The organism is Kluyvera sp. CHPC 1.251 (genome assembly GCF_036759945.1).
Taxonomy (GTDB): Bacteria; Pseudomonadota; Gammaproteobacteria; order Enterobacterales; family Enterobacteriaceae; genus Kluyvera; species Kluyvera sichuanensis.
Genome location: NZ_JAPKIC010000009.1, coordinates 54,767 through 75,597, shown reverse-complemented (window position 1 = coordinate 75,597; position 20,831 = coordinate 54,767). Strand labels below are relative to the sequence as shown.

General features: G+C 57.1%; 18 protein-coding genes. 12 read left to right on the top strand and 6 right to left on the bottom strand.

Annotation, left to right across the window (positions count from 1 at the left end; all coding sequences use genetic code 11):
• Positions 1 to 225: 225 nt before the first annotated feature.
• Complete coding sequence (locus V6940_RS17290; protein WP_333496684.1) at positions 226 to 2,523, top strand: formate C-acetyltransferase; 2,298 nt, start codon at positions 226 to 228, stop codon at positions 2,521 to 2,523.
• Positions 2,489 to 3,364, top strand: a complete 876-nt coding sequence (locus V6940_RS17285; protein WP_333496683.1) for a [formate-C-acetyltransferase]-activating enzyme — start codon at positions 2,489 to 2,491, stop codon at positions 3,362 to 3,364. The genes V6940_RS17290 and V6940_RS17285 overlap by 35 nt, the downstream gene beginning before the upstream one ends.
• A gap of 148 nt (positions 3,365 to 3,512) precedes the next feature.
• On the opposite strand, the gene V6940_RS17280 is transcribed toward V6940_RS17285, so the two are convergent.
• A complete protein-coding gene (locus V6940_RS17280) occupies positions 3,513 to 4,280 on the bottom strand; it encodes a phytanoyl-CoA dioxygenase family protein (protein ID WP_185668035.1) in 768 nt (255 codons plus the stop codon).
• A gap of 161 nt (positions 4,281 to 4,441) precedes the next feature.
• Here V6940_RS17280 and V6940_RS17275 point away from each other — a divergent pair, with 161 nt between their 5' ends.
• Positions 4,442 to 5,263 carry a helix-turn-helix transcriptional regulator gene (locus V6940_RS17275; RefSeq protein ID WP_333496682.1) on the top strand — a complete coding sequence of 274 codons (822 nt, stop codon included), beginning with the start codon at positions 4,442 to 4,444 and terminating at the stop codon, positions 5,261 to 5,263.
• On the opposite strand, the gene V6940_RS17270 is transcribed toward V6940_RS17275, so the two are convergent.
• Both V6940_RS17270 and V6940_RS17265 read right to left on the bottom strand, forming a co-directional pair.
• Positions 5,264 to 5,608 (bottom strand): nitrous oxide-stimulated promoter family protein, encoded by a 345-nt coding sequence (locus V6940_RS17270; protein WP_333496681.1) that lies wholly within the window; start codon positions 5,606 to 5,608, stop codon positions 5,264 to 5,266.
• A 64-nt stretch (positions 5,609 to 5,672) separates the two neighbouring features.
• Positions 5,673 to 5,960, bottom strand: coding sequence for a SelT/SelW/SelH family protein (locus V6940_RS17265; protein ID WP_333496680.1), 288 nt, complete (start codon positions 5,958 to 5,960; stop codon positions 5,673 to 5,675).
• Positions 5,961 to 6,166: 206 nt separating this feature from the next.
• On the opposite strand from V6940_RS17265, the gene V6940_RS17260 reads away from it, so the two are divergent.
• From V6940_RS17260 to tnaB, 8 genes are all read left to right on the top strand, one after another.
• A complete protein-coding gene (locus V6940_RS17260) occupies positions 6,167 to 8,524 on the top strand; it encodes a TonB-dependent receptor domain-containing protein (RefSeq protein WP_333496679.1) in 2,358 nt (785 codons plus the stop codon).
• Positions 8,525 to 8,585: 61 nt separating this feature from the next.
• Positions 8,586 to 9,617 carry a hemin-degrading factor gene (locus V6940_RS17255; protein WP_333496678.1) on the top strand — a complete coding sequence of 344 codons (1,032 nt, stop codon included), beginning with the start codon at positions 8,586 to 8,588 and terminating at the stop codon, positions 9,615 to 9,617.
• A complete protein-coding gene (locus tag V6940_RS17250) occupies positions 9,614 to 10,429 on the top strand; it encodes a heme/hemin ABC transporter substrate-binding protein (protein ID WP_333496677.1) in 816 nt (271 codons plus the stop codon). Before V6940_RS17255 ends, V6940_RS17250 begins: the two co-directional genes overlap by 4 nt.
• Entirely contained in the window at positions 10,429 to 11,424 is a 996-nt protein-coding gene (locus V6940_RS17245; RefSeq protein WP_185668028.1) for a FecCD family ABC transporter permease, read from the top strand. The genes V6940_RS17250 and V6940_RS17245 overlap by 1 nt, the downstream gene beginning before the upstream one ends.
• Positions 11,417 to 12,196 (top strand): heme ABC transporter ATP-binding protein, encoded by a 780-nt coding sequence (locus tag V6940_RS17240; protein ID WP_333496676.1) that lies wholly within the window; start codon positions 11,417 to 11,419, stop codon positions 12,194 to 12,196. Before V6940_RS17245 ends, V6940_RS17240 begins: the two co-directional genes overlap by 8 nt.
• A 198-nt stretch (positions 12,197 to 12,394) precedes the next feature.
• Entirely contained in the window at positions 12,395 to 12,472 is a 78-nt protein-coding gene (gene tnaC / locus V6940_RS22790; RefSeq protein ID WP_411000040.1) for a tryptophanase leader peptide, read from the top strand.
• Positions 12,473 to 12,727: 255 nt separating this feature from the next.
• Positions 12,728 to 14,143: a tryptophanase gene (gene tnaA, locus V6940_RS17235; protein WP_333496675.1), complete on the top strand. Its 1,416-nt coding sequence runs from the start codon at positions 12,728 to 12,730 to the stop codon at positions 14,141 to 14,143.
• 117 nt (positions 14,144 to 14,260) lie between these two features.
• The gene (gene tnaB / locus V6940_RS17230; protein WP_333496674.1) at positions 14,261 to 15,508 is read left to right on the top strand and encodes a low affinity tryptophan permease TnaB; all 1,248 of its coding nucleotides are present in this window, start codon (positions 14,261 to 14,263) and stop codon (positions 15,506 to 15,508) included.
• A gap of 36 nt (positions 15,509 to 15,544) precedes the next feature.
• On the opposite strand, the gene yedF is transcribed toward tnaB, so the two are convergent.
• Both yedF and yedE read right to left on the bottom strand, forming a co-directional pair.
• Complete coding sequence (gene yedF / locus V6940_RS17225) at positions 15,545 to 15,778, bottom strand: sulfurtransferase-like selenium metabolism protein YedF (protein ID WP_333496673.1); 234 nt, start codon at positions 15,776 to 15,778, stop codon at positions 15,545 to 15,547.
• Entirely contained in the window at positions 15,775 to 16,986 is a 1,212-nt protein-coding gene (yedE, locus tag V6940_RS17220; RefSeq protein WP_333496672.1) for a selenium metabolism membrane protein YedE/FdhT, read from the bottom strand. The genes yedF and yedE overlap by 4 nt, the downstream gene beginning before the upstream one ends.
• Positions 16,987 to 17,289: 303 nt before the next feature.
• Between yedE and mutS the strand changes: the two genes are divergently transcribed.
• Positions 17,290 to 19,851 carry a DNA mismatch repair protein MutS gene (gene mutS / locus V6940_RS17215; protein ID WP_333496671.1) on the top strand — a complete coding sequence of 854 codons (2,562 nt, stop codon included), beginning with the start codon at positions 17,290 to 17,292 and terminating at the stop codon, positions 19,849 to 19,851.
• Positions 19,852 to 20,594: 743 nt separating this feature from the next.
• Here the strand turns inward: mutS and V6940_RS17210 are convergent.
• Positions 20,595 to 20,831, bottom strand: a complete 237-nt coding sequence (locus V6940_RS17210; protein ID WP_333496670.1) for a non-oxidative hydroxyarylic acid decarboxylases subunit D — start codon at positions 20,829 to 20,831, stop codon at positions 20,595 to 20,597.

Here is a 20,831-nt window from a genome sequence, read left to right as displayed (position 1 = left end):
GGAGGTGGACGAAAACCCGCAGCCGAAATCCGCTCTGTTGGCCCGTTGCTCGGCCGAGCAACGCGACGCCGGGAATTGCACCCAGACAAAATTGAGATCTCATTTTTCCCTTTTGATCACAATAATCCAGTAAATCACCTCATTCTCTTCTGTCTCCCCGCCCCGCATTTGCCTAACGTAGATCCCATAACAAACGTCAGGTTAATCCTCCGAGGAGCCCGCAAAATGACTAATCGTATTCAGCGCCTGAAAGACGCCCTCTTCGCCAACCCGCGCGAAATCTCTCTTGAACGCGCCGTCCTCTACACCGAAAGCCATCGTCAGACCGACGGCGAGCCGGTGCTCATTCGCCGCGCTAAAGCCACCGCCCATATTCTCGATAACGTCGCCATCAGCATTCGCGACGACGAGCTGATTGCCGGCAACCGCACCATCAAACCGCGCGCCGGGATTATGTCGCCGGAGATGGACCCGTACTGGCTGTTAAAAGAACTGGACCAGTTCCCGACCCGTCCGCAGGACCGCTTCAATATCAGCGACGACGACAAACGTCTGTACCGCGACGAACTGTTCCCGTACTGGGAAACGCGCTCGATGAAGGACTTCATCAACGCCCAGATGACCGACGAAGTAAAAGCCGCCGTCAGTACGCAAATTTTCAGCGTCAACCAGACCGACAAAGGCCAGGGCCATATCATCATCGACTACCCACGCCTGCTGAATAACGGCCTGGATGCGCTGGTCACAGAGATGCATGCCCATCTGCGCGAGCAGCCGGATAACGTCTTTTATCAGGCGGTGCTGATTCTGCTGGAAGCCTCCCAGCGCCACATCCTGCGCTACGCCGCGCTGGCCGACGAGATGGCAAGCGGCTGCAATGACCCGCAGCGTCGCCAGGAGCTGGAAACCATCGCTAGCATCTCGCGCCATAACGCCGCGCAGAAGCCGGAAAACTTCTGGCAGGCCAGCCAGCTGTTCTGGTACATGAACATCATTTTGCAGTATGAGTCGAACGCCAGTTCCATTTCGCTCGGCCGCTTTGACCAGTACATGCTGCCGTTCTGGCAGGCGTCGCTGAACCACGGTGAAGACCCGGCGTTTATGCAGGAATTACTCGAGTCCTTGTGGGTGAAGTGCAACGATATCGTGCTACTGCGCTCCACCAGCAGCGCCCGCTACTTCGCGGGCTTCCCGACCGGCTACACCGCCCTGCTCGGCGGCCTGACCGAGAACGGCCGCAGCGCGGTAAACATCCTCTCCTTTACCTGTCTGGATGCCTATCAGAACGTGCGTCTGCCGCAGCCAAACCTCGGCGTGCGGGTCAACGAACTGATTGACCGCCCGTTCCTGCGCAAAACCGCCGAAACCGTGCGCCTTGGCACCGGGATTCCGCAGATCTTCAACGATGAAGTGGTGGTGCCAGCGTTTCTCAACCGCGGCGTGTCGCTGGAAGATGCGCGCGATTATGCGGTGGTCGGCTGCGTCGAACTGTCGATTCCAGGACGCACCTACGGGCTGCACGATATCGCCATGTTTAACCTGCTGAAGGTGATGGAAATCGTCATGCTTGAGCACGAAGGCAATGCGCAACTCACCTACGACGGCCTGCTGGCGAGCATCCGCGACAAGATTCGCCACTACATTAAGCTGATGGTGGAAGGCAGCAATATCTGTGATATCGGCCATCGCGACTGGGCGCCGGTGCCGCTGCTCTCCTCGTTTGTTGAAGACTGTATCGCCAACGGCAAAGACATTACCAACGGCGGCGCACGCTACAACTTCTCCGGGGTACAGGGTATCGGTATCGCCAACCTGAGCGATTCGCTGCATGCGCTGAAAGGAATGGTATTCGACCAGCAGCGCATGAGCTTCGACGAACTGCTGGCGGTGCTGAAGGCCAACTTCGCCACCCCGGAGGGCGAAAAGGTTCGCGCGCGGCTGATTAACCGCTTTGAGAAATACGGTAACGACATTGACGATGTTGATAACATCAGTGCCGATCTGCTGCGTTTTTACTGCAAAGAAGTGGAAAAATACCGTAACCCGCGCGGCGGCCAGTTTACGCCGGGCTCCTATACCGTCTCCGCCCACGTGCCACTGGGGTCGGTGGTGGGCGCGACGCCGGACGGACGTTTTGCCGGTGAACAGCTGGCGGACGGTGGGCTGTCGCCGATGGTCGGCCAGGACGGTCAGGGGCCAACGGCGGTGCTGAAATCGGTGAGCAAGCTCGATAACTACCTGCTCTCCAACGGCACGCTGCTGAACGTCAAGTTCACCCCGGCGACGCTGGAGGGAGAAAGCGGCCTCAACAAGCTGGCCGATTTCCTGCACGCCTTTACCAAGCTCAAGCTCCAGCATATTCAGTTCAACGTGGTGAACGCCGAAACCCTACGTGAAGCCCAGCAGCGGCCGCAGGATTTTGCCGGGCTGGTGGTGCGCGTAGCGGGCTACAGCGCCTTCTTTGTCGAGCTGTCGAAGGAGATTCAGGATGACATTATCCGCCGCACCGCGCATCAGCTGTGAGGTGATTGAGACGCGCGCCGACACGGCGCGCATTTTCAATATCCAGCGCTATTCGCTTAACGACGGGCAGGGCATCCGCACGGTGGTGTTCTTTAAAGGCTGCCCGCATACCTGCCCGTGGTGCGCCAACCCGGAGTCGATGTCGCCAAAAATCGAGACCGTCCGCCGGGAGAGCAAGTGCCTGCACTGCGCCACCTGTTTGCAGGATGCCGAGGAGTGTCCGTCCGGGGCGTGGGAGAATATCGGCCGTGACGTGACGCTGGCGTCGCTCGAACGTGAAGTGCTCAAAGACGAGGTATTTTTCCGTGCGTCGGGTGGTGGCGTGACGCTCTCCGGTGGCGAAGTGCTGATGCAGGCCGAATTCGCCACCCGCTTTTTGCAGCGTCTTAAGCAGTGGGACATTCGTACCGCTATTGAAACCGCGGGCGATACTTCCCCCCGACGCCTGCTACCGCTGGCGCAGGCGTGCGATGAGGTGCTGTTTGATCTGAAAATCATGGACTGCACGCAGGCGCGTCAGGTCCTCGGCATGAACCAGCCGCGAGTGCTTGAGAACTTTCGCCTGCTGGTGGCGGAGGGCATCAAGGTGATTCCACGGCTGCCGCTGATCCCCGGTTACACCCTCAACCCCGAGAACGTCGCGCGGATTCTGGCGTTTCTGGCGCCGCTACCGGTTGAGGAAGTGCATTTGCTACCGTTCCATCAGTACGGTGAGCCGAAGTATTCCCTGCTGGAGCGGGAATGGGCAATGGCGGGGATAAAAGCGCCAGAGCCCGAGGAGATTGCGCCGATTCAGGCGATGGTGGAGCGGGCGGGGTACCGGGTGGTGATGGGGGGTTAACGATTCCAGACCGCATCGAACAGTCCCCTCGCCCCTTTGGGGAGAGGGTTAGGGTGAGGGGAAACAGGCCAGCGCGGTGATAAACCCTCACCCCACCCCTCTCCCTTAGAAAGGGAGAGGGGGCTGTCCGTGCTGATACGTTAAACTTTTATTCCACATCCAACAGCCACTTCTGCGCCGGGGTCAACCGGCTCGCCGTTTCCGGCGTTAACCAGCGGCGCTGATCCTGCTGCGCGGTATCCGCCCGGTCGATATACAGCCCGTGCAATACCCGGCGGCGTGAACCTTCGCGGTTAGTGGTGCCGCCGTGCCAGGCGTGGGCGTTGTAAATCATCACGCTGCCTGCCGGCGCCTCAAAAATCACCTCATCCGGGTGCGGCAACCCCACATCCTCTAGCACCTCTTCCGGCAGTTCCGGGCGCAGATGGGTTGCCGGAATAATCCGCGGCGCGCCGTTAGCCGCGTAAAGATCGTCAATCGCCCAGATGGTGTTAACCAGGTGTACCTTCGGGAAATCCGGGCGCGGCTTTTTCCAGTCGGCATGTAACGGCTGATGGCCGCCGTTGTATAGCGCCTCGCGGGCGTTGAGGCTGGAGATTTTAAACTCGCCCTCAAAGATATAGCGGCACGCAGACAGAATCAGCGGATGCGACCACACCTTCTCCCACACCACGCCCTTGTTGACGAGGTTCGCCACGCGCGTCGCCGTCTCTTCCTGGTGGTGCTCCACCGCCAGGTTCTCCCCTTCTTTCTCTACCAGATAATCAATACGCTCGCGCATTGCCGCCAGCCAGTCGGCATCCGCCACGCCGTGGACGATGGTGTAGCCCTGAGTATCCAGTTCATGTTTCATTGTCGCTGACAGTTCGCCACTCGCGCCCAGCGCCTCCAGCCAGAATGCCGCTTGCTTGTCCATACCGCCCTCTCTTTTGTTAACCATTTCACAACATGTATGAAAAGTTACTGCACGAGCGGCTGGCATTCTGTATGAGATAGCTACACAACACTGGATTTTTGTGTGCAGCAAAATAAAGTGTGATGAGATTCAAAATCCAGAATAATAACCAGGACATGAGCATGTCAGAGCAATCCCTCGTCCCCGTGCTGGAGCAGCTGCTTGCCCGGCAAAGTGACCTTGTCGTACGGTTTCCGCAAACCTCGCAGCCCGCGCCGGAGCTGGCGATGAGTGTGTCATTTCCCCGTCTGGAGATCGTGCTGGAAGGCGAGCTTGCCGACGGTTGTCTGAGCGCGCCGCTGGGTCCGCTGCAGGCGCTCTATCTGCCCGGTGGCCGCTGGAACGCCCCGCAGTGGCAAGGCCCGGCTACCACATTGAGCATTCTGTTCAGCAAACAGAAACTCGGCTTCAGCCTGCAGCAGTATGACGGCAAAAAATTCGTGGAGATTCGTAAGCAGCACGTGGCGCGGCTGGGTCCGCGAGTGGGATCCTATCTGCTGCTGGCAATGAACGAGCTGGCTATTCGCCCGGTGATGCCCACGGCGCAGATCGTGCTGAGCGGACTGCTGAGCCACTGTATCGATCAGCTTACCCATCTGGCAGATACGGTGAGCAAGAGCAAAGAGCTGTTTCTCGCCGTTCAGGAGTATATCGACGAGCACGCCGCCGAGGCGCTCAGCCGGGAGACGGTGGCAAAGAAGTTCCACATTACGCCGAACTACCTGTCGCACCTTTTTCAGAAGTCCGGCTCGGTGGGATTCAATGAGTATCTGACCGCCGTGCGGCTTGAGCTGGCAAAGAAATTACTGCGTGGGTACGAGATGAAAATCAAAGAGATAGCCCATCACTGCGGCTTTGAAGACAGTAACTACTTCTGCCGAATTTTCCGCAAGCACACGGCGCGTTCGCCGTCGGAGTACCGCCGTCACTGCCGCACGATGTAGCTATTTTTTCGGGCGATATTTTTCCGGCAGCTCCGGAACCGGACGCCGGTCGTCAATCAGATGGCGGATGGTCAGAATCGGGTGACGCCACAGCATACGCGGGCCAGCCCAGCGCATAATCTGCTTCATCTCTTCGCGTTTGGCGGGCTGATAGCAGTGCACCGGGCACTGCTTGCAGGCCGGTTTTTCCTCGCCAAACACACACTTATCCAGTCGTTTATCGGCATAGGCATTCAGCGCCTGGTAGTGCTCTGCATCGTCCTGCGCCTGTGGGCAGCGTTGCTGATAGAGCGCAATCATGCTGCGAATGGTCCGTTTTTCACGGTCGATGCGTTTGCCTGCCATAGCCTGTTCCTCACCAATAAAGATGCATTAATAATACACATTTAATGAGGCTTTCGCAGCCGCTTTATGCCTCGTGTTTGTCTACGTGCCCGAGCGGTTTTTCCGGGAAGCAGACGTCGCGCACCCGGCGTTTCAGCTCGGCGGCATCCGGGAAGCCCTCGTCGTGCTTGCGATCCCAGATAAGCGCCTCACCCACGGTAATGGTAAAAACCCCACCGGTGCCGGGCACCAGCATCACCGAGGCAATATCGGTGCTGAAGGTGTGCAACAGCTCCTGCGCCATCCAGCTGGCGCGCAGCATCCAGTTGCACTGGGAACAGTAGGTGACCGTAATGGCGGCTTTCTGCGTCATAACATTCTCGCGATGAATTAAAGGACTAATTGTAATCAAATTGTTGCATGCATAGAGATTTATTTGCAAACTTTATTGCAAATGATAATTCCTATCATTACTATTCGCATCACATTAAACGGAGTCGTTCGAAGCGCTTATGGAAAAGCCGACTTCTGGAAGTAGCGAGTGAGCCAATACTAATAACGATGAAAGGCATGGCAACTATGTACAAATCCATTCAATCAGAGGCGTGGTGCAAGAAAAGCCTACTGGTAACCTCTTTGCTTGCAGCGATTTATCAGACTTCCGCCGTTGCGGCTGACACACAGGATAAAACCGCGGCGGTAGACAGCGCCGAGCAGATGACCGTCACGGCGCCCGCGCCGGTACTGAAGTCGGGCAATCAGCACGCCATTAGCGCGCAGGAACTGCAGGACAAAGGGGCCAACGACTTTGGCTCCATCATGCGTTATGAACCTCTGATTGGCGCGACCGGCTCCAGCGGCGGCTCCGGCAACGGCAAAAGCGGCTTCGACCGCGGCGGCTACACCGGCTACAACATTCGCGGGCTCGAGAGTAACCGCGTCGGTATCGACGTGGACGGCATCGCCCAGCCAAATGCCACCGGCCGTAGCTACGTTAGCCGCGCGGGCCAGAACACCTTCGGTATTGGCCGCGACTACATTGACCCGTACATGTACGGTAGCGTCGATATTCAGTCCGGTGCTACCGACACCGAAACCGCCAACTCTTCTATCGGCGGCAACGTCTCCTTCCAGCCGAAATCGGCGGACGACTATCTGCACCCGGGCAAAACCAGCGCCTTTAGCTACCGCAGCGGTTACGACTCTGCTGACCGTAGCTGGCACAACGGCCTGACGGCGGCAGGTGGGGATGAAACCCTGCGCGGGATTTTCGTCTACAGCCGTCGTGATGGTCAGGAGACCACCACCAATAGCTCAAGCGTCGACGCCTTCCCGGCAAACTGGCACTCCGATGCGTTTATGACCTCGGGGATCTGGCAACCAAACGATCAGCATAAACTGACCAGCACCCTCGATTACTACCATAAAACTAACCATACCCATTACGACGTCTGGAACGACAGCGGCAGTAAGACCATTGGTAACGCGCAGCAGACCAGCCAGACCCGTCGCTGGGGGCTGAGCCTGAAAGATGACTGGACGCCGATGAACGACTTCATCGACAGCATGTCCACCAAGGTGTACTACCAGCACACTGAAGCGCACGACCAGACCTACATGCCGGACAGCTTCACCAGCACCATGGAAACGGTCTACTCGAACTACGATACCGATACCTGGGGTATGCAGACGGCATTGGCGAAAACGCTTGGCCGCCACGACCTGAGCGCCGGCTTCAACGCCAGCACTACCAAAACCCAGCGTCCGTTCAGCCAGTCGCCGATCCCGAGCGTCTTCAGCGAGATCATGCAGCCGGAAGCAGACAGTCGTGAGTACACCATCGCCGGCTTCCTGCAGGATCAGATCAACTTCGATCTTGATGGCCACAACGCTGCGGTGATCCCGGGCGTCCGCGTGGTGCATCAGTCCACCAAGCCGGAGAACCTCACCAGCTTGACCACCAACAGCACGGTGCTGACGGAGTCGTCGGTTTCTAATCTGTATGGCAAAAACTCCGATACCCAGGCGCTGCCGTCGCTGACCTTCCAGTACGACATCACGCCGCGCATGATGACCTATCTGCAGTACAAACGCGGCGCGGAGTTCCCGAACACCAGCCAGCTGTACGGCTCATGGAATCTCGGCTCCAGCTACGCGGGTCGCGGTCAGTATGCGCTGATCGGCAATACCGATCTGAAAACCGAGACCAGCGACAACTTCGAGTGGGGCATGAAGGGCGAGGTGACCGAAGGGATCACCATGCGTACCGCACTGTTCTACAACAGCTATAAAAACTTTATCGCTTACACCCGTTACACCCGCGCGAACAACCCGGGCCAGTTCACCAACGTACCGTCGAACATCTACACCATTTATCAGGCGGAAAACCGCGATAAAGCCTATATCTACGGCGGTGAGATCAGCGCGAAGTTCAACTTCGGTACCTGGTTTGAACAAGTTGATGGCCTGAGTGCCACCCTGGCTTACGGCTACAGTGAAGGGCAGTCGAAATCCAGCTACAACGGCGACAAATATGTCGACCTCGATAGCGTTGCGCCAATGAAAGCCATCGTCGGCGTGGCGTGGGATGACCCGTCCAAAGTCTACGGTACTGCACTGACCGCCACCTTCGTGAAAGGCAAGCGCGCTACCGCTACCAACCGCGAAAGCTACACCAACACCGGCAGCGCGCTGACGGATTCCACCAGCGAATACATGCGCGTGCCTGGCTACGGCATGCTCGACTGGACGGCCTACTGGCGCGTGGCGAAGAACGTCCGTATCAACGGCGGCGTGTATAACCTGACCGACCGTAAATACTGGGACTACCTGAGCAGCCGCAACATTGAAACGTCCACCAACCAGGACGCCAATGATAAATCACTGGCGGTCATGCCGGGCCGTACCTGGCAGCTGGGCGTTAACGTCGATTTCTGATAACAACATCAACGAAACCTGCCCCCGGCCACTGGCCGGGGTAATTATAAGGAAGAGAGCTATGCAAAACGCAACAACCGAACTGTGGCAGCGCTATCAGGATGTTAAAGCCAGCGGCACGGCCAAATACGCCCGCGACATCGCTGCCGTGATGGGTATCAGCGAAGCGGAACTCACCGAAGCGCGCGTCGGCCACGATGCCGTTCGCCTGCAGGATAATGCCCGCGCGATCCTTGCCGCGCTTGAAAGCGTGGGCGAAACCAAATGCATCTGCCGTAACGAATATGCGGTACACGAGCAGATTGGTGCCTTTACCCATCAGCACCTCGATGGCCATGCAGGCCTGGTGCTGAACCCGCGTGCGCTGGATCTGCGTCTGTTCCTGAGCCAATGGGCGAGCGCGTTCCACGTAAACGATCAGGGTCGCGAAAGTATTCAGTTCTTTGACCCTCACGGCGACGCGGTGCTGAAGGTTTATACCACCGACGCCACGGACAGCGCGGCCTGGCAGGCGCTGATTGCTGAACAGACGCAATCAAACCCAACGCCGCTGGCCCTTCGCCCGGTAGAAAATGCTCGCTACGCCGAGACGGCAGACGGCGCGGCGCTGGAAAAAGAGTGGCGCGCGATGACCGACGTGCATCAATTCTTCGTGCTGCTGCGCAAATACAACCTCTCACGCCAGCAGGCTTTCCGTCTGGTGAGCGATGATCTGGCCTGCCGTATCGACACCGAGGCCCTGCCTCGCCTGTTGGAAACCATCCAACAGGACGGCAACGAATTTATGATTTTCGTCGGCAACCGCGGCTGCGTGCAAATCTTCACCGGCACGCTGGAGAAGCTGACGCCAATGCGCGGCTGGATCAACATCTTCAACAGCACCTTCACCCTGCACCTGCGCGAAGAAACCATCGACGAAGTGTGGGTCACGCGCAAACCGACCGTGGACGGCCACGTCACCAGCGTGGAGCTGTTTGCCAAAGACGGCACCCAGATTGCGCAGCTGTACGGTCAGCGCAGCGAAGGTCACCCGGAGCAAACGCAGTGGCGCAACCAGGTCGATAGCCTGACGGCGGAAGGCCAGACTGTATGAAACGCCTGCTGATACTGTTAGCCGCGCTGCCGCTGTTCTCCAGCGCCGCCGAACGCATTATCACCCTGGGCGGCGACGTCACCGAAATCGTCTACGCGCTGGACGCGCAGTCTCAGCTGGTGGCGCGCGATAGCACCAGCACCTGGCCTGCGGCAACCCAGTCACTGCCGGACGTCGGCTACCTTCGCCAGTTGAGCACCGAAGGCATCCTCTCGTTGCGACCGACGCTGGTTCTTGCCAGCAGCCAGGCGCAGCCGTCGCTGGTGCTGCAAAAGGTGGAAGGCAGCAAGGTGAAGGTGGTGAACGTGCCGGGCGGCTACGATGCTGCGGCGATGGACGGTAAAGTGCAGGTCATTGCCGACGCGCTGGGCAAGCAAGCGCAGGGCGATGCGCTGCGTAAAACGTTGCATGAGGATATGGCAAAAATCCCGGCACAGCCGCTGAACAAGCGCGTGCTGTTTATCCTCAGCCACGGCGGTTCCGGCGCGCTGGTTGCCGGTCAGCAAACGGCGGCAGACGGTGCTATCAAGCTGGCAGGCTTACAGAACGCCATGCAGGGTTTTGACCACTACCGCACGATGTCGCAGGAAGGGGTCATCGCCAGCCTGCCGGATCTGGTGGTGATCTCCGCTGATGGCCTGAAGGGCATGGGCGGCGAAGCTGCACTGTGGAAGCTACCGGGGCTGGCGCAAACGCCTGCCGGGCGCAATAAGCAGGTGCTGGTGATTGACGATATGGCGCTGCTGGGCTTCGGCCCGCGCACGCCGCTGGCGTTGCAACAGCTGCGTCAGAAAGCGGAGCAGCTGCACTGATGAACGTCACCGCCTCACGCCAACTGTGGCTGATGGTGCTGCTGCTCGTTGCCCTGACGCTGTTTGCCACCACGCTCGGCGCCATGCGCCTGCCGCTGGCGAGTATCTGGCCGTCGGGCGATGAGGTGCTGCGCCATATCTGGCTCACCATCCGCCTTCCCCGCGTCCTGCTAGCGCTGCTGGTCGGCAGCGCGCTGGCGCTCTCCGGCTGCGTGATGCAGGGGCTGTTTCGTAACCCGCTGGCGGACCCGGGGCTACTCGGGATCAGCAGCGGCGCGGCGCTGGCGGTGTCATTCTGGGTGGTGCTGCCGATTTCGGTGCCGGTACTGGTGGCGCTGTACGCGCCGATGCTGGCGGCGTTTATCGGCAGCCTGGCGGTGATGGCGGTGATTTTTGTCCTCAGCAAAGCGGGAGACGGTTCGCTCTCTCGCCTACTGCTGGTCGGGATTGCGATTAACGCCCTGTGCGGCGCGCTGGTGGGGATGCTGTCGTGGATTAGCAACGACACGCAGCTTCGCCAGATGTCGCTCTGGGGAATGGGCAGCCTGGGGCAGGCCGAGTGGCCAACGCTGCTGGTCGCCGCCACGTTGATTATCCCTGCGTCGCTGGTGGTCTGGTGGACGGCAGCACGTCTGAATCTGCTTCAGTTGGGTGATGAAGAGGCGCACTACCTCGGCGTTAACGTGCGGGTGCTGCAACGGCTGTTGCTGTTGTGCAGCGCGGTGCTGGTGGCCGCTTCTGTAGCCATCAGCGGCGTCATTGGTTTTATCGGGTTAGTGGTGCCGCACCTGATGCGGATGTGGTTGGGGCCGGATCACCGGGGGCTGATCCCCGGTTCTCTGCTGGCGGGCGCGATTTTACTGCTGATTGCCGACACCCTCGCCCGCACCATCGCCGCGCCCGCCGAAATGCCGGTTGGCCTGCTGACCAGCCTGCTCGGCGCGCCGTGGTTCCTGTGGCTTATTTTCCGTCAGGAGAGGGGGATGCGTGGATAACCAGTATATTGCACGTTCGCTATCGCTGAGGCTTGGAAAACGCCGGGTAATTGATAACGTCTCGCTGGCGCTACAGCCCGGTGAAGTCACGGCGCTGATTGGCCCTAACGGCGCAGGGAAATCGACCCTGCTGCGGCTGTTGACCGGTTTTTTAACCGCCGACAGCGGCGAGCAACATATCGAAGGTAAAGCGCTCAGCGCGTGGTCCGCCTCCGCCCTCTCCCGCCGCCGCGCGGTGATGCTGCAACGTACGCAACTCAACGCCAACTGGCCGGTTGAAACGGTGATTGCGATGGGGCGCGCGCCGTGGGGAACAGAGGTTGATCCAGCGCTGATTGCGCGAGTGATGGCCGAAACCGGCTGTACGCACCTGGCAGGCCGCCTCTACCCGGCGCTTTCCGGCGGTGAACAACAGCGCGTGCAGCTAGCGCGGAGCCTGGCGCAGCTGTGGGGTGAAGATGGCCCACAGGGATGGCTGTTTCTGGATGAGCCCACTTCGGCGCTGGATCTTTACTATCAGCAGCATCTACTGCGGCTGCTGAAAAAGCTGACCCGGCGCGGTAAGCTGCACGTCTGCATCGTGCTGCACGACCTCAACCTCGCCGCGCTGTGGGCCGACTCGATACTGCTGCTACATCAGGGAAAGCTGGTCGCGCAGGGCACGCCGCAGGAGGTGATTCAGCAATCGGTGATTCACCGTTGGTACGGCGCGGAAATTGCGATGCATCAGCACCCGGAAGCGGCGGTACCGCAAATTTATCTGACACCTTAATAAAGCGGGCGTGGTTTCACGCCCGCTTTATTGCTCACGAGGGTCATTATTGCTTTATTTATTAAGTGCAGGCTAAACACCCACTATTGATAATGAGATATACGCATTCGTGACCAAATTCACAATTGAATAAATCGCCAATAGACAAATAAGTTAAATCCAATAATGTATATCCGTGTCTAATGGAGAGCATACATTATGAACTTCCACAATAGAACGTATAACACCGCAAAATGGTTTAATATTGACAACGTTATTGTCAATCACCGTCCTTAGCCCCTCACTCGACTTCACGTCCATATCATTGCAAACAGAAGCCTGAATTCTGTTTCTGATATCACATACCTATCTCAAGATAACTGTTTAATCGCAGCGATGTACCGCACGCATTATTAATATGCCGAAAGCGGGACTTGCCGCTATATAACGTTATCCGGTTAAGGTATTCGTATTGCGCCCAGAAAATGGTTTTCATCATAAATGAATAACCTGCGGGACGAGTGTGTCTAAAAAAGGATTAAGGATTACGCCATGAATAACTTTAAACATCTGCCAGAACCCTTCCGTATTCGCGTTATTGAGCCGGTAAAACGTACCACCCGGGAACACCGTGAAAATGCAATTATCGCCTCGGGCATGAACCCATTCCTGCTCGATAGCGAAGACGTCTTTATCGACCTGCTGACCGACAGCGGCACCGGCGCGGTAACGCAAAATATGCAGGCCGCCATGCTGCGCGGCGATGAAGCCTATAGCGGCAGCCGCAGCTACTACGCGCTGTGCAACGCCGTTAAAGAGATTTTCGGCTACCAGTACACGATTCCAACCCACCAGGGACGCGGCGCCGAGCAAATCTATATCCCGGTATTAATTAAAAAGCGCGAGCAGGAAAAAGGGCTGGACCGCAGCAAAATGGTCGCCTTCTCCAACTATTTCTTTGATACCACCCAGGGACACAGCCAGATTAACGGCTGCACCGTGCGCAACGTCTATATTAAAGAGGCATTTGATACCTCCGCGCGTAATGATTTTAAAGGCGATTTTGATCTACAGGGGCTGGAAAACGGCATTGAGGAGGTCGGCCCTAATAACGTTCCTTATATTGTTGCTACCATCACCTGTAACTCGGCGGGCGGCCAACCGGTATCGCTGGCAAACCTGAAAGCGATGTACGCCATTGCGAAGAAATATGACATTCCGGTGGTAATGGACTCCGCGCGCTTCGCGGAAAACGCCTGGTTTATTCAGCAGCGCGAGCCGGGATACCGTGACTGGAGCATTGAAGAGATCACCCGCGAAACCTACAAATACGCCGATATGCTGGCAATGTCGGCGAAGAAGGATGCGATGGTGCCGATGGGCGGCCTGCTGTGCATCAAAGACGACGCCTTCTTTGATGTCTACACCGAATGCCGCACGTTGTGCGTGGTGCAGGAAGGGTTCCCAACCTACGGCGGTCTTGAAGGTGGGGCAATGGAGCGTCTGGCCGTTGGCCTGACCGACGGGATGAATCAGGACTGGCTCTCTTACCGTATCAAGCAGATTCAGTATCTGGTCGACGGCCTGGAAGCCATCGGCGTCACCTGCCAGCAGGCAGGAGGCCACGCGGCGTTTGTCGATGCCGGTAAGCTGCTACCACACATTCCAGCCGAACAGTTCCCGGCGCAGGCGCTGGCCTGTGAGCTGTATAAAGTCGCCGGCATTCGCGCCGTTGAGATTGGCTCCTTCCTGCTGGGACGTGACCCGAAAACCGGCAAACAGCTCCCTTGCCCGGCAGAGCTGCTGCGCTTAACCATTCCACGCGCCACCTACACCCAAACGCATATGGACTTCATTATTGAAGCCTTTGAACACGTGAAGGAGAATGCGCCAAATATTAAAGGCTTAACCTTTACCTACGAACCGAAAGTATTACGACACTTCACCGCAAAACTGAAAGAAGTTTAATTCCCACTGATTCCAATGGCTATATCACTGATATAGCCATTGGAGATTCTGGCACCTGGCATCATTGATTATTTCTGACGACAACAGAAACGTAAACGTTATCAATAAGGGAAGGCCATGGAAGAAGCGTCGAATACGAAACATTCCTCCTTCTGGGGAATTATGGTTATTGCCGGCACCGTCATCGGTGGCGGAATGTTTGCATTACCGGTTGACCTTGCTGGGGCATGGTTTTTCTGGGGTGCATTTATTTTAATTATCTCCTGGTTTTCAATGCTGCATTCCGGGTTACTGCTATTAGAGGCCAATCTTAACTATCCTGTAGGCTCCAGTTTTAATACCATCACCAAAGATTTAATCGGCAATAAGTGGAATATAGTCAGCGGTATTACGGTCGCCTTTGTGCTGTATATCCTGACCTACGCCTATATCTCGGCCAACGGGGCGATTATCAGCGAAACCATCGCCATCAACGCCGGAACGCACGTTAATCCACGTATCGTCGGCATCTGTAGCGCGGTGTTTGTCGCCAGCGTGCTGTGGGTTAGCTCCCTTGCGGCCAGCCGCATCACCTCCTTTTTCCTCGGCATTAAAATTATCGCCTTCGTGGTGGTCTTTGGCTCCTTCTTCTTTCAGGTCGACTACACCATTCTTCGCGATATCGCCGCGCCAGAAGCGAACAGCACCTATCTTCCCTATATTCTGATGGCGGTGCCGGTATGTCTGGCATCGTTTGGTTTTCACGGCAACATTCCCAGCCTGATAATCTGCTACGGCAAACGCAAAGACAAACTCATTAAAAGTATCGTCTACGGTTCGCTGTTAGCGCTGGTTATCTACCTGTTCTGGCTCTACTGCACGATGGGCAACATCCACCGCAGCAGCTTTAAAGAGATTATTGCTTCGGGCGGCAACGTGGATGCGCTGGTGAAATCCTTCTTAGGGACCAACCAACGCGGCGTGATTGAGTTCTTCTTGCTGATCTTCTCTAACCTCGCGGTCGCCAGCTCCTTCTTCGGCGTCACGCTCGGCCTGTTTGACTACCTGGCGGATCTGTTCAAGATGGACAACACCCCGTGGGGCCGCTTTAAGACACTGCTGCTCACCTTCCTGCCTCCGGCCGCGCTGTACCTGATTTTCCCGAACGGTTTTATCTACGCCATCGGCGGCGCGGGGCTGTGCGCAACCGTCTGGGCCGTTATTGTGCCCGCATTCCTGGCGTTGAAATCGCGTGAGCGCTTCCCGGAGAAAACCTTTACCGTTTGGGGCGGCAAGGCCATTCCGGCGGTGGTTATCCTGTTTGGGGTCATGGTGATTCTGTGCTGGTTTGGCAGTACGCTGAACCTGCTGCCGAGATTTGGGTAAAACAATGCGCCCTCGCCGGACGGCGAGGGCGACAGGTTACTTCTGGATTAAATAGCGGATGGTCGGCCCATCCTGCTGGATGTCGAGCACGGTGTAGCCGTGATTGCGCGCATCCACCGGGATGTTATTAATCGACTGCGGACAGTCGCTCACGACTTCCAGTATTTCGCCTTTCTTTAACTGCGGCATCGCTTCTAGCATCGCGACTGCCGGGTACGGGCAAGGTTCACCCACCATATCCAGACGGTAATCCGGGACGATCGTTTTCATACACCCTCCTTCGCTGCAAGGTTAGCAGTGGCGTTACGACGGAAGAACCGTTTTTCCCAGCCAAGAATTAACAGCAGCGCAATCAGCAACAGGCCATAGGTGACCAGCAGGCCGCCGAGCGGACCAAACGTGGTCAGCAGGTTCACCTTGTCCCAGCTCGTGGCGAGCGACGGGGAGATGTCGTCCCAGTAGTAGGCCAGAATGGTCGAGCCAATCACGTTGCCGAGCCCCACCCACCAGTAGTGCACCTGCCCTTCAACGGCACGGTACATCCAGCCGGTTTCACAGCCGCCGGCCAACACAATGCCGAAGCCAAACAGCAGACCGCCAATCACCGCATTCGGGCCAGCCCACATAATTTTTGGCGCTACGCCCAGCTGCACGTAGCTGAAGATACCGATGGCGCTCACCGCCATGCCGAAGATAATCGCCTTCGCCATTTGCGTGCGTCCGGTGATCCACAGGTCGCGGAACGCCGAGGTAAAGCAGATTTGCGCCCGTTCAATCAGCAAACCAAAGCCCACGCCGAACAGCATCGCCAGCCCCAGTTTCGGGCTGCCCGCCGCCGTCAGCAGCGCCCAGCCGACCATGCCGATAAACACCAGCATGCCCAAACGGAAGCGGCGGCGCGCCTGCTCAGGACGCTGAGTCAACGGTGATGCCGCCGAGACTTTGACCATTTTGACCGGAATACGGAAGATAGGCAGCAACGTGAAGCGCGCGCCAAACCATGAGCCGAGGGCCGTCGCCAGCGCGAAGAACCAGGCGTGCAGCGAAAACTGCGGAATGCCCGTAAAGAAGGCCGCGAGATTACAGCCCATTGCCAGACGCGCGCCAAAGCCGGCAATCATGCCGCCGACAATCGCCTGCAGAATACGGATGCGGCTTTTCGGCAAACGCAGCTTAACGTTATTGGCCCATAGCGCCGCGGCAAAGCAGCCGCCGAACATGCCGATAATCATCATGCCATCGATACGCGTCAGCGGCGTGCCGTCAAGGCCAATCAGCTTGTAATAGCCCCATGTCTCGGTATGCACGCCCGCCAGTTGCAGCAGTTGTCCGCCCCAGCGCGTGAACTCACCCGTCACGGCCCAGAAGGTGCCGGTGATGCCGAAGTAATAAGTGGAGAGAATACCGGCCGCGATTACCGCAGGAACCGGAGACCAGAATTTGATCAGGAAGGTGTGTTTAAATTGTTGCCATGTCATCGATGTTAGCCTCTGAACTCAGAAGGAGCCTTGCACGAAGAACCGCACAAGAGCCGGGGATTATAGCGGCTAACGCTTTCAGGAGAATGACAACCGTCGCAAAAGGTCGGTGAGATCAATTTGCCGACGAGGCCATTTCAGGACGATGCCCCCTCTTCTGTTTTCCTGTCCTTCAGACTCCGTTATCATGCAGCCTACGTACTCATGAAAAAAGAGGCCGGATTTCATGAGATCCACGGCACCAGATGAGTCCGAACACATTACGCACTCAGTAAAATTCAAGAAAATGGACATCACAAACGGATGAGTACAATCGACAATTTCGACGCACATACGCCGATGATGCAGCAGTATCTGAAGCTGAAAGCGCAGCATCCCGAGATCCTGCTGTTTTACCGCATGGGTGACTTTTACGAGATGTTTTATGACGATGCGAAACGCGCATCGCAGCTACTCGATATCTCGCTGACCAAGCGCGGCGCTTCCGCCGGCGAACCCATTCCCATGGCGGGCATCCCGCACCACGCGGTAGAAAACTACCTCGCTAAGCTGGTGAATCAGGGCGAATCCGTCGCCATTTGCGAACAGGTTGGCGACCCCGCCACCAGCAAAGGTCCGGTCGAGCGCAAAGTCGTGCGTATCGTCACGCCTGGCACCATCAGCGATGAAGCGCTGCTGCAGGAGCGCCAGGATAACCTCCTCGCCGCCGTCTGGCAGGACAGCAAAGGCTATGGCTACGCCACGCTGGATATCAGCTCCGGGCGTTTTCGCATCAGCGAACCGGCCGACCGTGAAACCATGGCCGCCGAACTGCAGCGCACTAACCCTGCCGAGCTGCTGTACGCCGAAGATTTTGCTGAGATGGCGCTGATTGAAGGTCGTCGCGGCCTGCGCCGTCGCCCGCTGTGGGAGTTCGAAATCGACACCGCGCGTCAGCAGCTGAATCTGCAATTTGGCACGCGTGACCTGGTTGGCTTTGGCGTTGAAGGCGCACCACGTGGGCTTTGCGCCGCGGGCTGTCTGCTGCAATACGTGAAGGATACCCAGCGGACCTCTCTGCCGCACATCCGTTCCATCACCATGGATCGCCAGCAGGACAGCATCATTATGGATGCCGCCACGCGCCGCAATCTGGAGATTACCCAGAACCTGGCGGGCGGGCTGGAAAACACCCTCGCCTCCGTGCTCGACTGCACCGTCACGCCGATGGGCAGCCGTATGCTTAAGCGTTGGCTGCATATGCCGGTGCGCGATATCAAAACCCTGACCGAACGTCAGCAGACCATCGGCGCGTTACAGGATGTCACTGCCGATCTGCAGCCGGTGCTGCGTCAGGTCGGCGACCTGGAACGTATCCTTGCTCGTCTGGCACTGCGCACCGCGCGCCCACGCGACCTCGCCCGCATGCGTCACGCGTTCCAGCAACTGCCGGAACTGCGTGCTCAACTGGAAAGCGTCGACAGCGCGCCGGTGCAGATGCTGCGCGAGAAAATGGGCGAGTTCACCGAACTGCGCGAGCTGCTGGAACGAGCGATTATTGATGCTCCACCGGTGCTGGTGCGCGATGGCGGCGTGATTGCCCCTGGCTACCATGAAGAGCTCGATGAGTGGCGAGCGCTGGCCGATGGCGCGACCGACTACCTCGACCGTCTGGAAATTCGCGAACGCGAGCGCACCGGGCTGGATACGCTGAAGGTGGGGTATAACGCCGTCCACGGTTATTACATTCAGATCAGCCGCGGTCAGAGCCATATGGCACCGATCAACTACGTGCGCCGCCAGACGCTGAAAAACGCCGAACGCTATATCATCCCCGAGCTGAAAGAGTACGAAGACAAAGTTCTGACCTCGAAAGGCAAGGCGCTGGCGCTGGAAAAACAGCTTTATGACGAACTGTTCGACCTGCTGCTGCCGCATCTGGGAGACCTTCAGCAGAGCGCCAGCGCGCTGGCAGAGCTGGACGTGCTGGTGAACCTCGCGGAGCGCGCCTACGCGCTTAACTACACCTGCCCAACGTTTATCGATAAGCCCGGCATCCGGATTATCGAAGGCCGCCATCCGGTGGTGGAACAGGTGCTGAACGAGCCGTTTATCGCCAACCCGCTGACCCTGTCGCCACAGCGTCGAATGCTGATCATTACTGGCCCGAACATGGGCGGTAAAAGTACCTATATGCGGCAAACGGCGCTGATTGCGCTGCTGGCCTATATCGGCAGCTACGTCCCGGCGCAGAGCGTGGAGATTGGCCCTATCGACCGTATCTTCACCCGCGTGGGTGCAGCGGATGACCTGGCTTCTGGTCGCTCAACCTTTATGGTGGAGATGACCGAAACCGCCAATATTCTGCATAACGCCACCGAAAACAGCCTGGTGCTGATGGATGAGATTGGTCGCGGTACGTCAACCTACGACGGTCTGTCGCTGGCCTGGGCCTGTGCGGAGAATCTGGCGAATAAGATCAAGGCGTTAACGCTGTTTGCGACCCACTACTTCGAGCTGACACAATTGCCGGAAAAAATGGAAGGGGTGGCGAACGTCCATCTGGACGCGCTGGAGCACGGCGATACCATCGCCTTTATGCACAGCGTGCAGGACGGCGCGGCCAGCAAGAGCTATGGTCTGGCGGTAGCGCAGCTGGCGGGCGTGCCGAAAGAGGTTATCAAGCGTGCGCGTCAGAAGCTGCGCGAGCTGGAAAGCATTTCACCAAACGCAGCAGCGACGCAGGTCGATGGTACGCAGATGTCGCTATTGTCGGCACCGGAAGAGGCCTCCCCGGCGGTAGAAGCGCTGGAAGGTCTGGATCCTGACTCGCTGAGTCCGCGTCAGGCGCTGGAGTGGATTTATCGCCTGAAAGGAATGGTGTAATTATCTGCGCCGCTTCGCTTATGCTGAAGTGGCGCCTTCATAGCTGCTGAATTTATCGAAAAATAAAAACGCGCACTTACATCAAATGAAAAAAAGCCCTTACCAGTACGGCAAGGGCTTTTAAGGTGCTACAAACTTCTGATTTAACATTAATTAACTTACTGAATTGATACTACAATTTATGCTGCTTTCAAATGCACCCGTTTACTACAGATAATATTGGGCATTAAAACTTAAAAACCTCCCTCTAGTTATCCTGTTACACACACCGCCAGCCTTATCACGAACTTAAGCATGGCGCCTTAAACAAGTACATTCCCCCATCGCGACATATACTCTTTGATGCGTTGCCTTATTACCGTTGCGTTTACCATAATAAGATAATCGCAGTAAATGAATTTAAAACAAGGCGTTACATCGTCGCGCATACTCTACCATTTTGCTTTCCAGCACAATTACTACGAGGCCTTAAAACATACTGCATCCCAAACTACAAACTTCGTGGCCTTATTACAAAATGGCTAACCCCAGTACTTCTGATTAAACACTTACTTTTATTGTGCTGTTAATACTTAATCTACTCACTTATCGCACGGTGTCAACACTGTTTTTAAAACCATGTCTATATTTACATACCAAGGAATATTGAGCGTCTCAGAAATAAGAAAAAATCCGGAATATGAGCAGCGTTTTCCGTAAAAAAGCAACAGCGACAAGGCGAAACCCCATCGCTGTTGAGTGCATTAGCGCTTATCTTCTGCCAGCAGCGGTGGAATGGCTGGCACCATCGGCGCGTCATCAATATCTTTCTGCGTCATGCGGAACGCTTCCGGATAATGTTCGCGGCTGGTGCGGCGTAGCGGTTCGGTATCGCGCCAGGTGTACAGGCAATGCTGGCACTGGTATACGGTCCAGACATCTTTTACCGGCGATTTCGCCATCACTTCAATATGTTCATCGGCGCAACGTGGACAAATCAT

What these genes read in the sequence shown, in the direction of transcription:
- V6940_RS17260 (WP_333496679.1), top strand. Translation starts at nt 6,167, where the DNA reads ATGTACAAATCCATTCAATCAGAGGCGTGGTGCAAGAAAAGCCTACTG.
- V6940_RS17285 (WP_333496683.1), top strand. Translation starts at nt 2,489, where the DNA reads ATGACATTATCCGCCGCACCGCGCATCAGCTGTGAGGTGATTGAGACG.
- yedF (WP_333496673.1), bottom strand. Translation starts at nt 15,778, where the DNA reads ATGAAAACGATCGTCCCGGATTACCGTCTGGATATGGTGGGTGAACCT.
- yedE (WP_333496672.1), bottom strand. Translation starts at nt 16,986, where the DNA reads ATGACATGGCAACAATTTAAACACACCTTCCTGATCAAATTCTGGTCT.
- mutS (WP_333496671.1), top strand. Translation starts at nt 17,290, where the DNA reads ATGAGTACAATCGACAATTTCGACGCACATACGCCGATGATGCAGCAG.
- V6940_RS17250 (WP_333496677.1), top strand. Translation starts at nt 9,614, where the DNA reads ATGAAACGCCTGCTGATACTGTTAGCCGCGCTGCCGCTGTTCTCCAGC.
- V6940_RS17245 (WP_185668028.1), top strand. Translation starts at nt 10,429, where the DNA reads ATGAACGTCACCGCCTCACGCCAACTGTGGCTGATGGTGCTGCTGCTC.
- tnaA (WP_333496675.1), top strand. Translation starts at nt 12,728, where the DNA reads ATGAATAACTTTAAACATCTGCCAGAACCCTTCCGTATTCGCGTTATT.
- V6940_RS17290 (WP_333496684.1), top strand. Translation starts at nt 226, where the DNA reads ATGACTAATCGTATTCAGCGCCTGAAAGACGCCCTCTTCGCCAACCCG.
- V6940_RS17210 (WP_333496670.1), bottom strand. Translation starts at nt 20,831, where the DNA reads ATGATTTGTCCACGTTGCGCCGATGAACATATTGAAGTGATGGCGAAA.
- V6940_RS17255 (WP_333496678.1), top strand. Translation starts at nt 8,586, where the DNA reads ATGCAAAACGCAACAACCGAACTGTGGCAGCGCTATCAGGATGTTAAA.
- V6940_RS17275 (WP_333496682.1), top strand. Translation starts at nt 4,442, where the DNA reads ATGTCAGAGCAATCCCTCGTCCCCGTGCTGGAGCAGCTGCTTGCCCGG.
- tnaC (WP_411000040.1), top strand. Translation starts at nt 12,395, where the DNA reads ATGAACTTCCACAATAGAACGTATAACACCGCAAAATGGTTTAATATT.
- V6940_RS17270 (WP_333496681.1), bottom strand. Translation starts at nt 5,608, where the DNA reads ATGGCAGGCAAACGCATCGACCGTGAAAAACGGACCATTCGCAGCATG.
- V6940_RS17280 (WP_185668035.1), bottom strand. Translation starts at nt 4,280, where the DNA reads ATGGACAAGCAAGCGGCATTCTGGCTGGAGGCGCTGGGCGCGAGTGGC.
- tnaB (WP_333496674.1), top strand. Translation starts at nt 14,261, where the DNA reads ATGGAAGAAGCGTCGAATACGAAACATTCCTCCTTCTGGGGAATTATG.
- V6940_RS17265 (WP_333496680.1), bottom strand. Translation starts at nt 5,960, where the DNA reads ATGACGCAGAAAGCCGCCATTACGGTCACCTACTGTTCCCAGTGCAAC.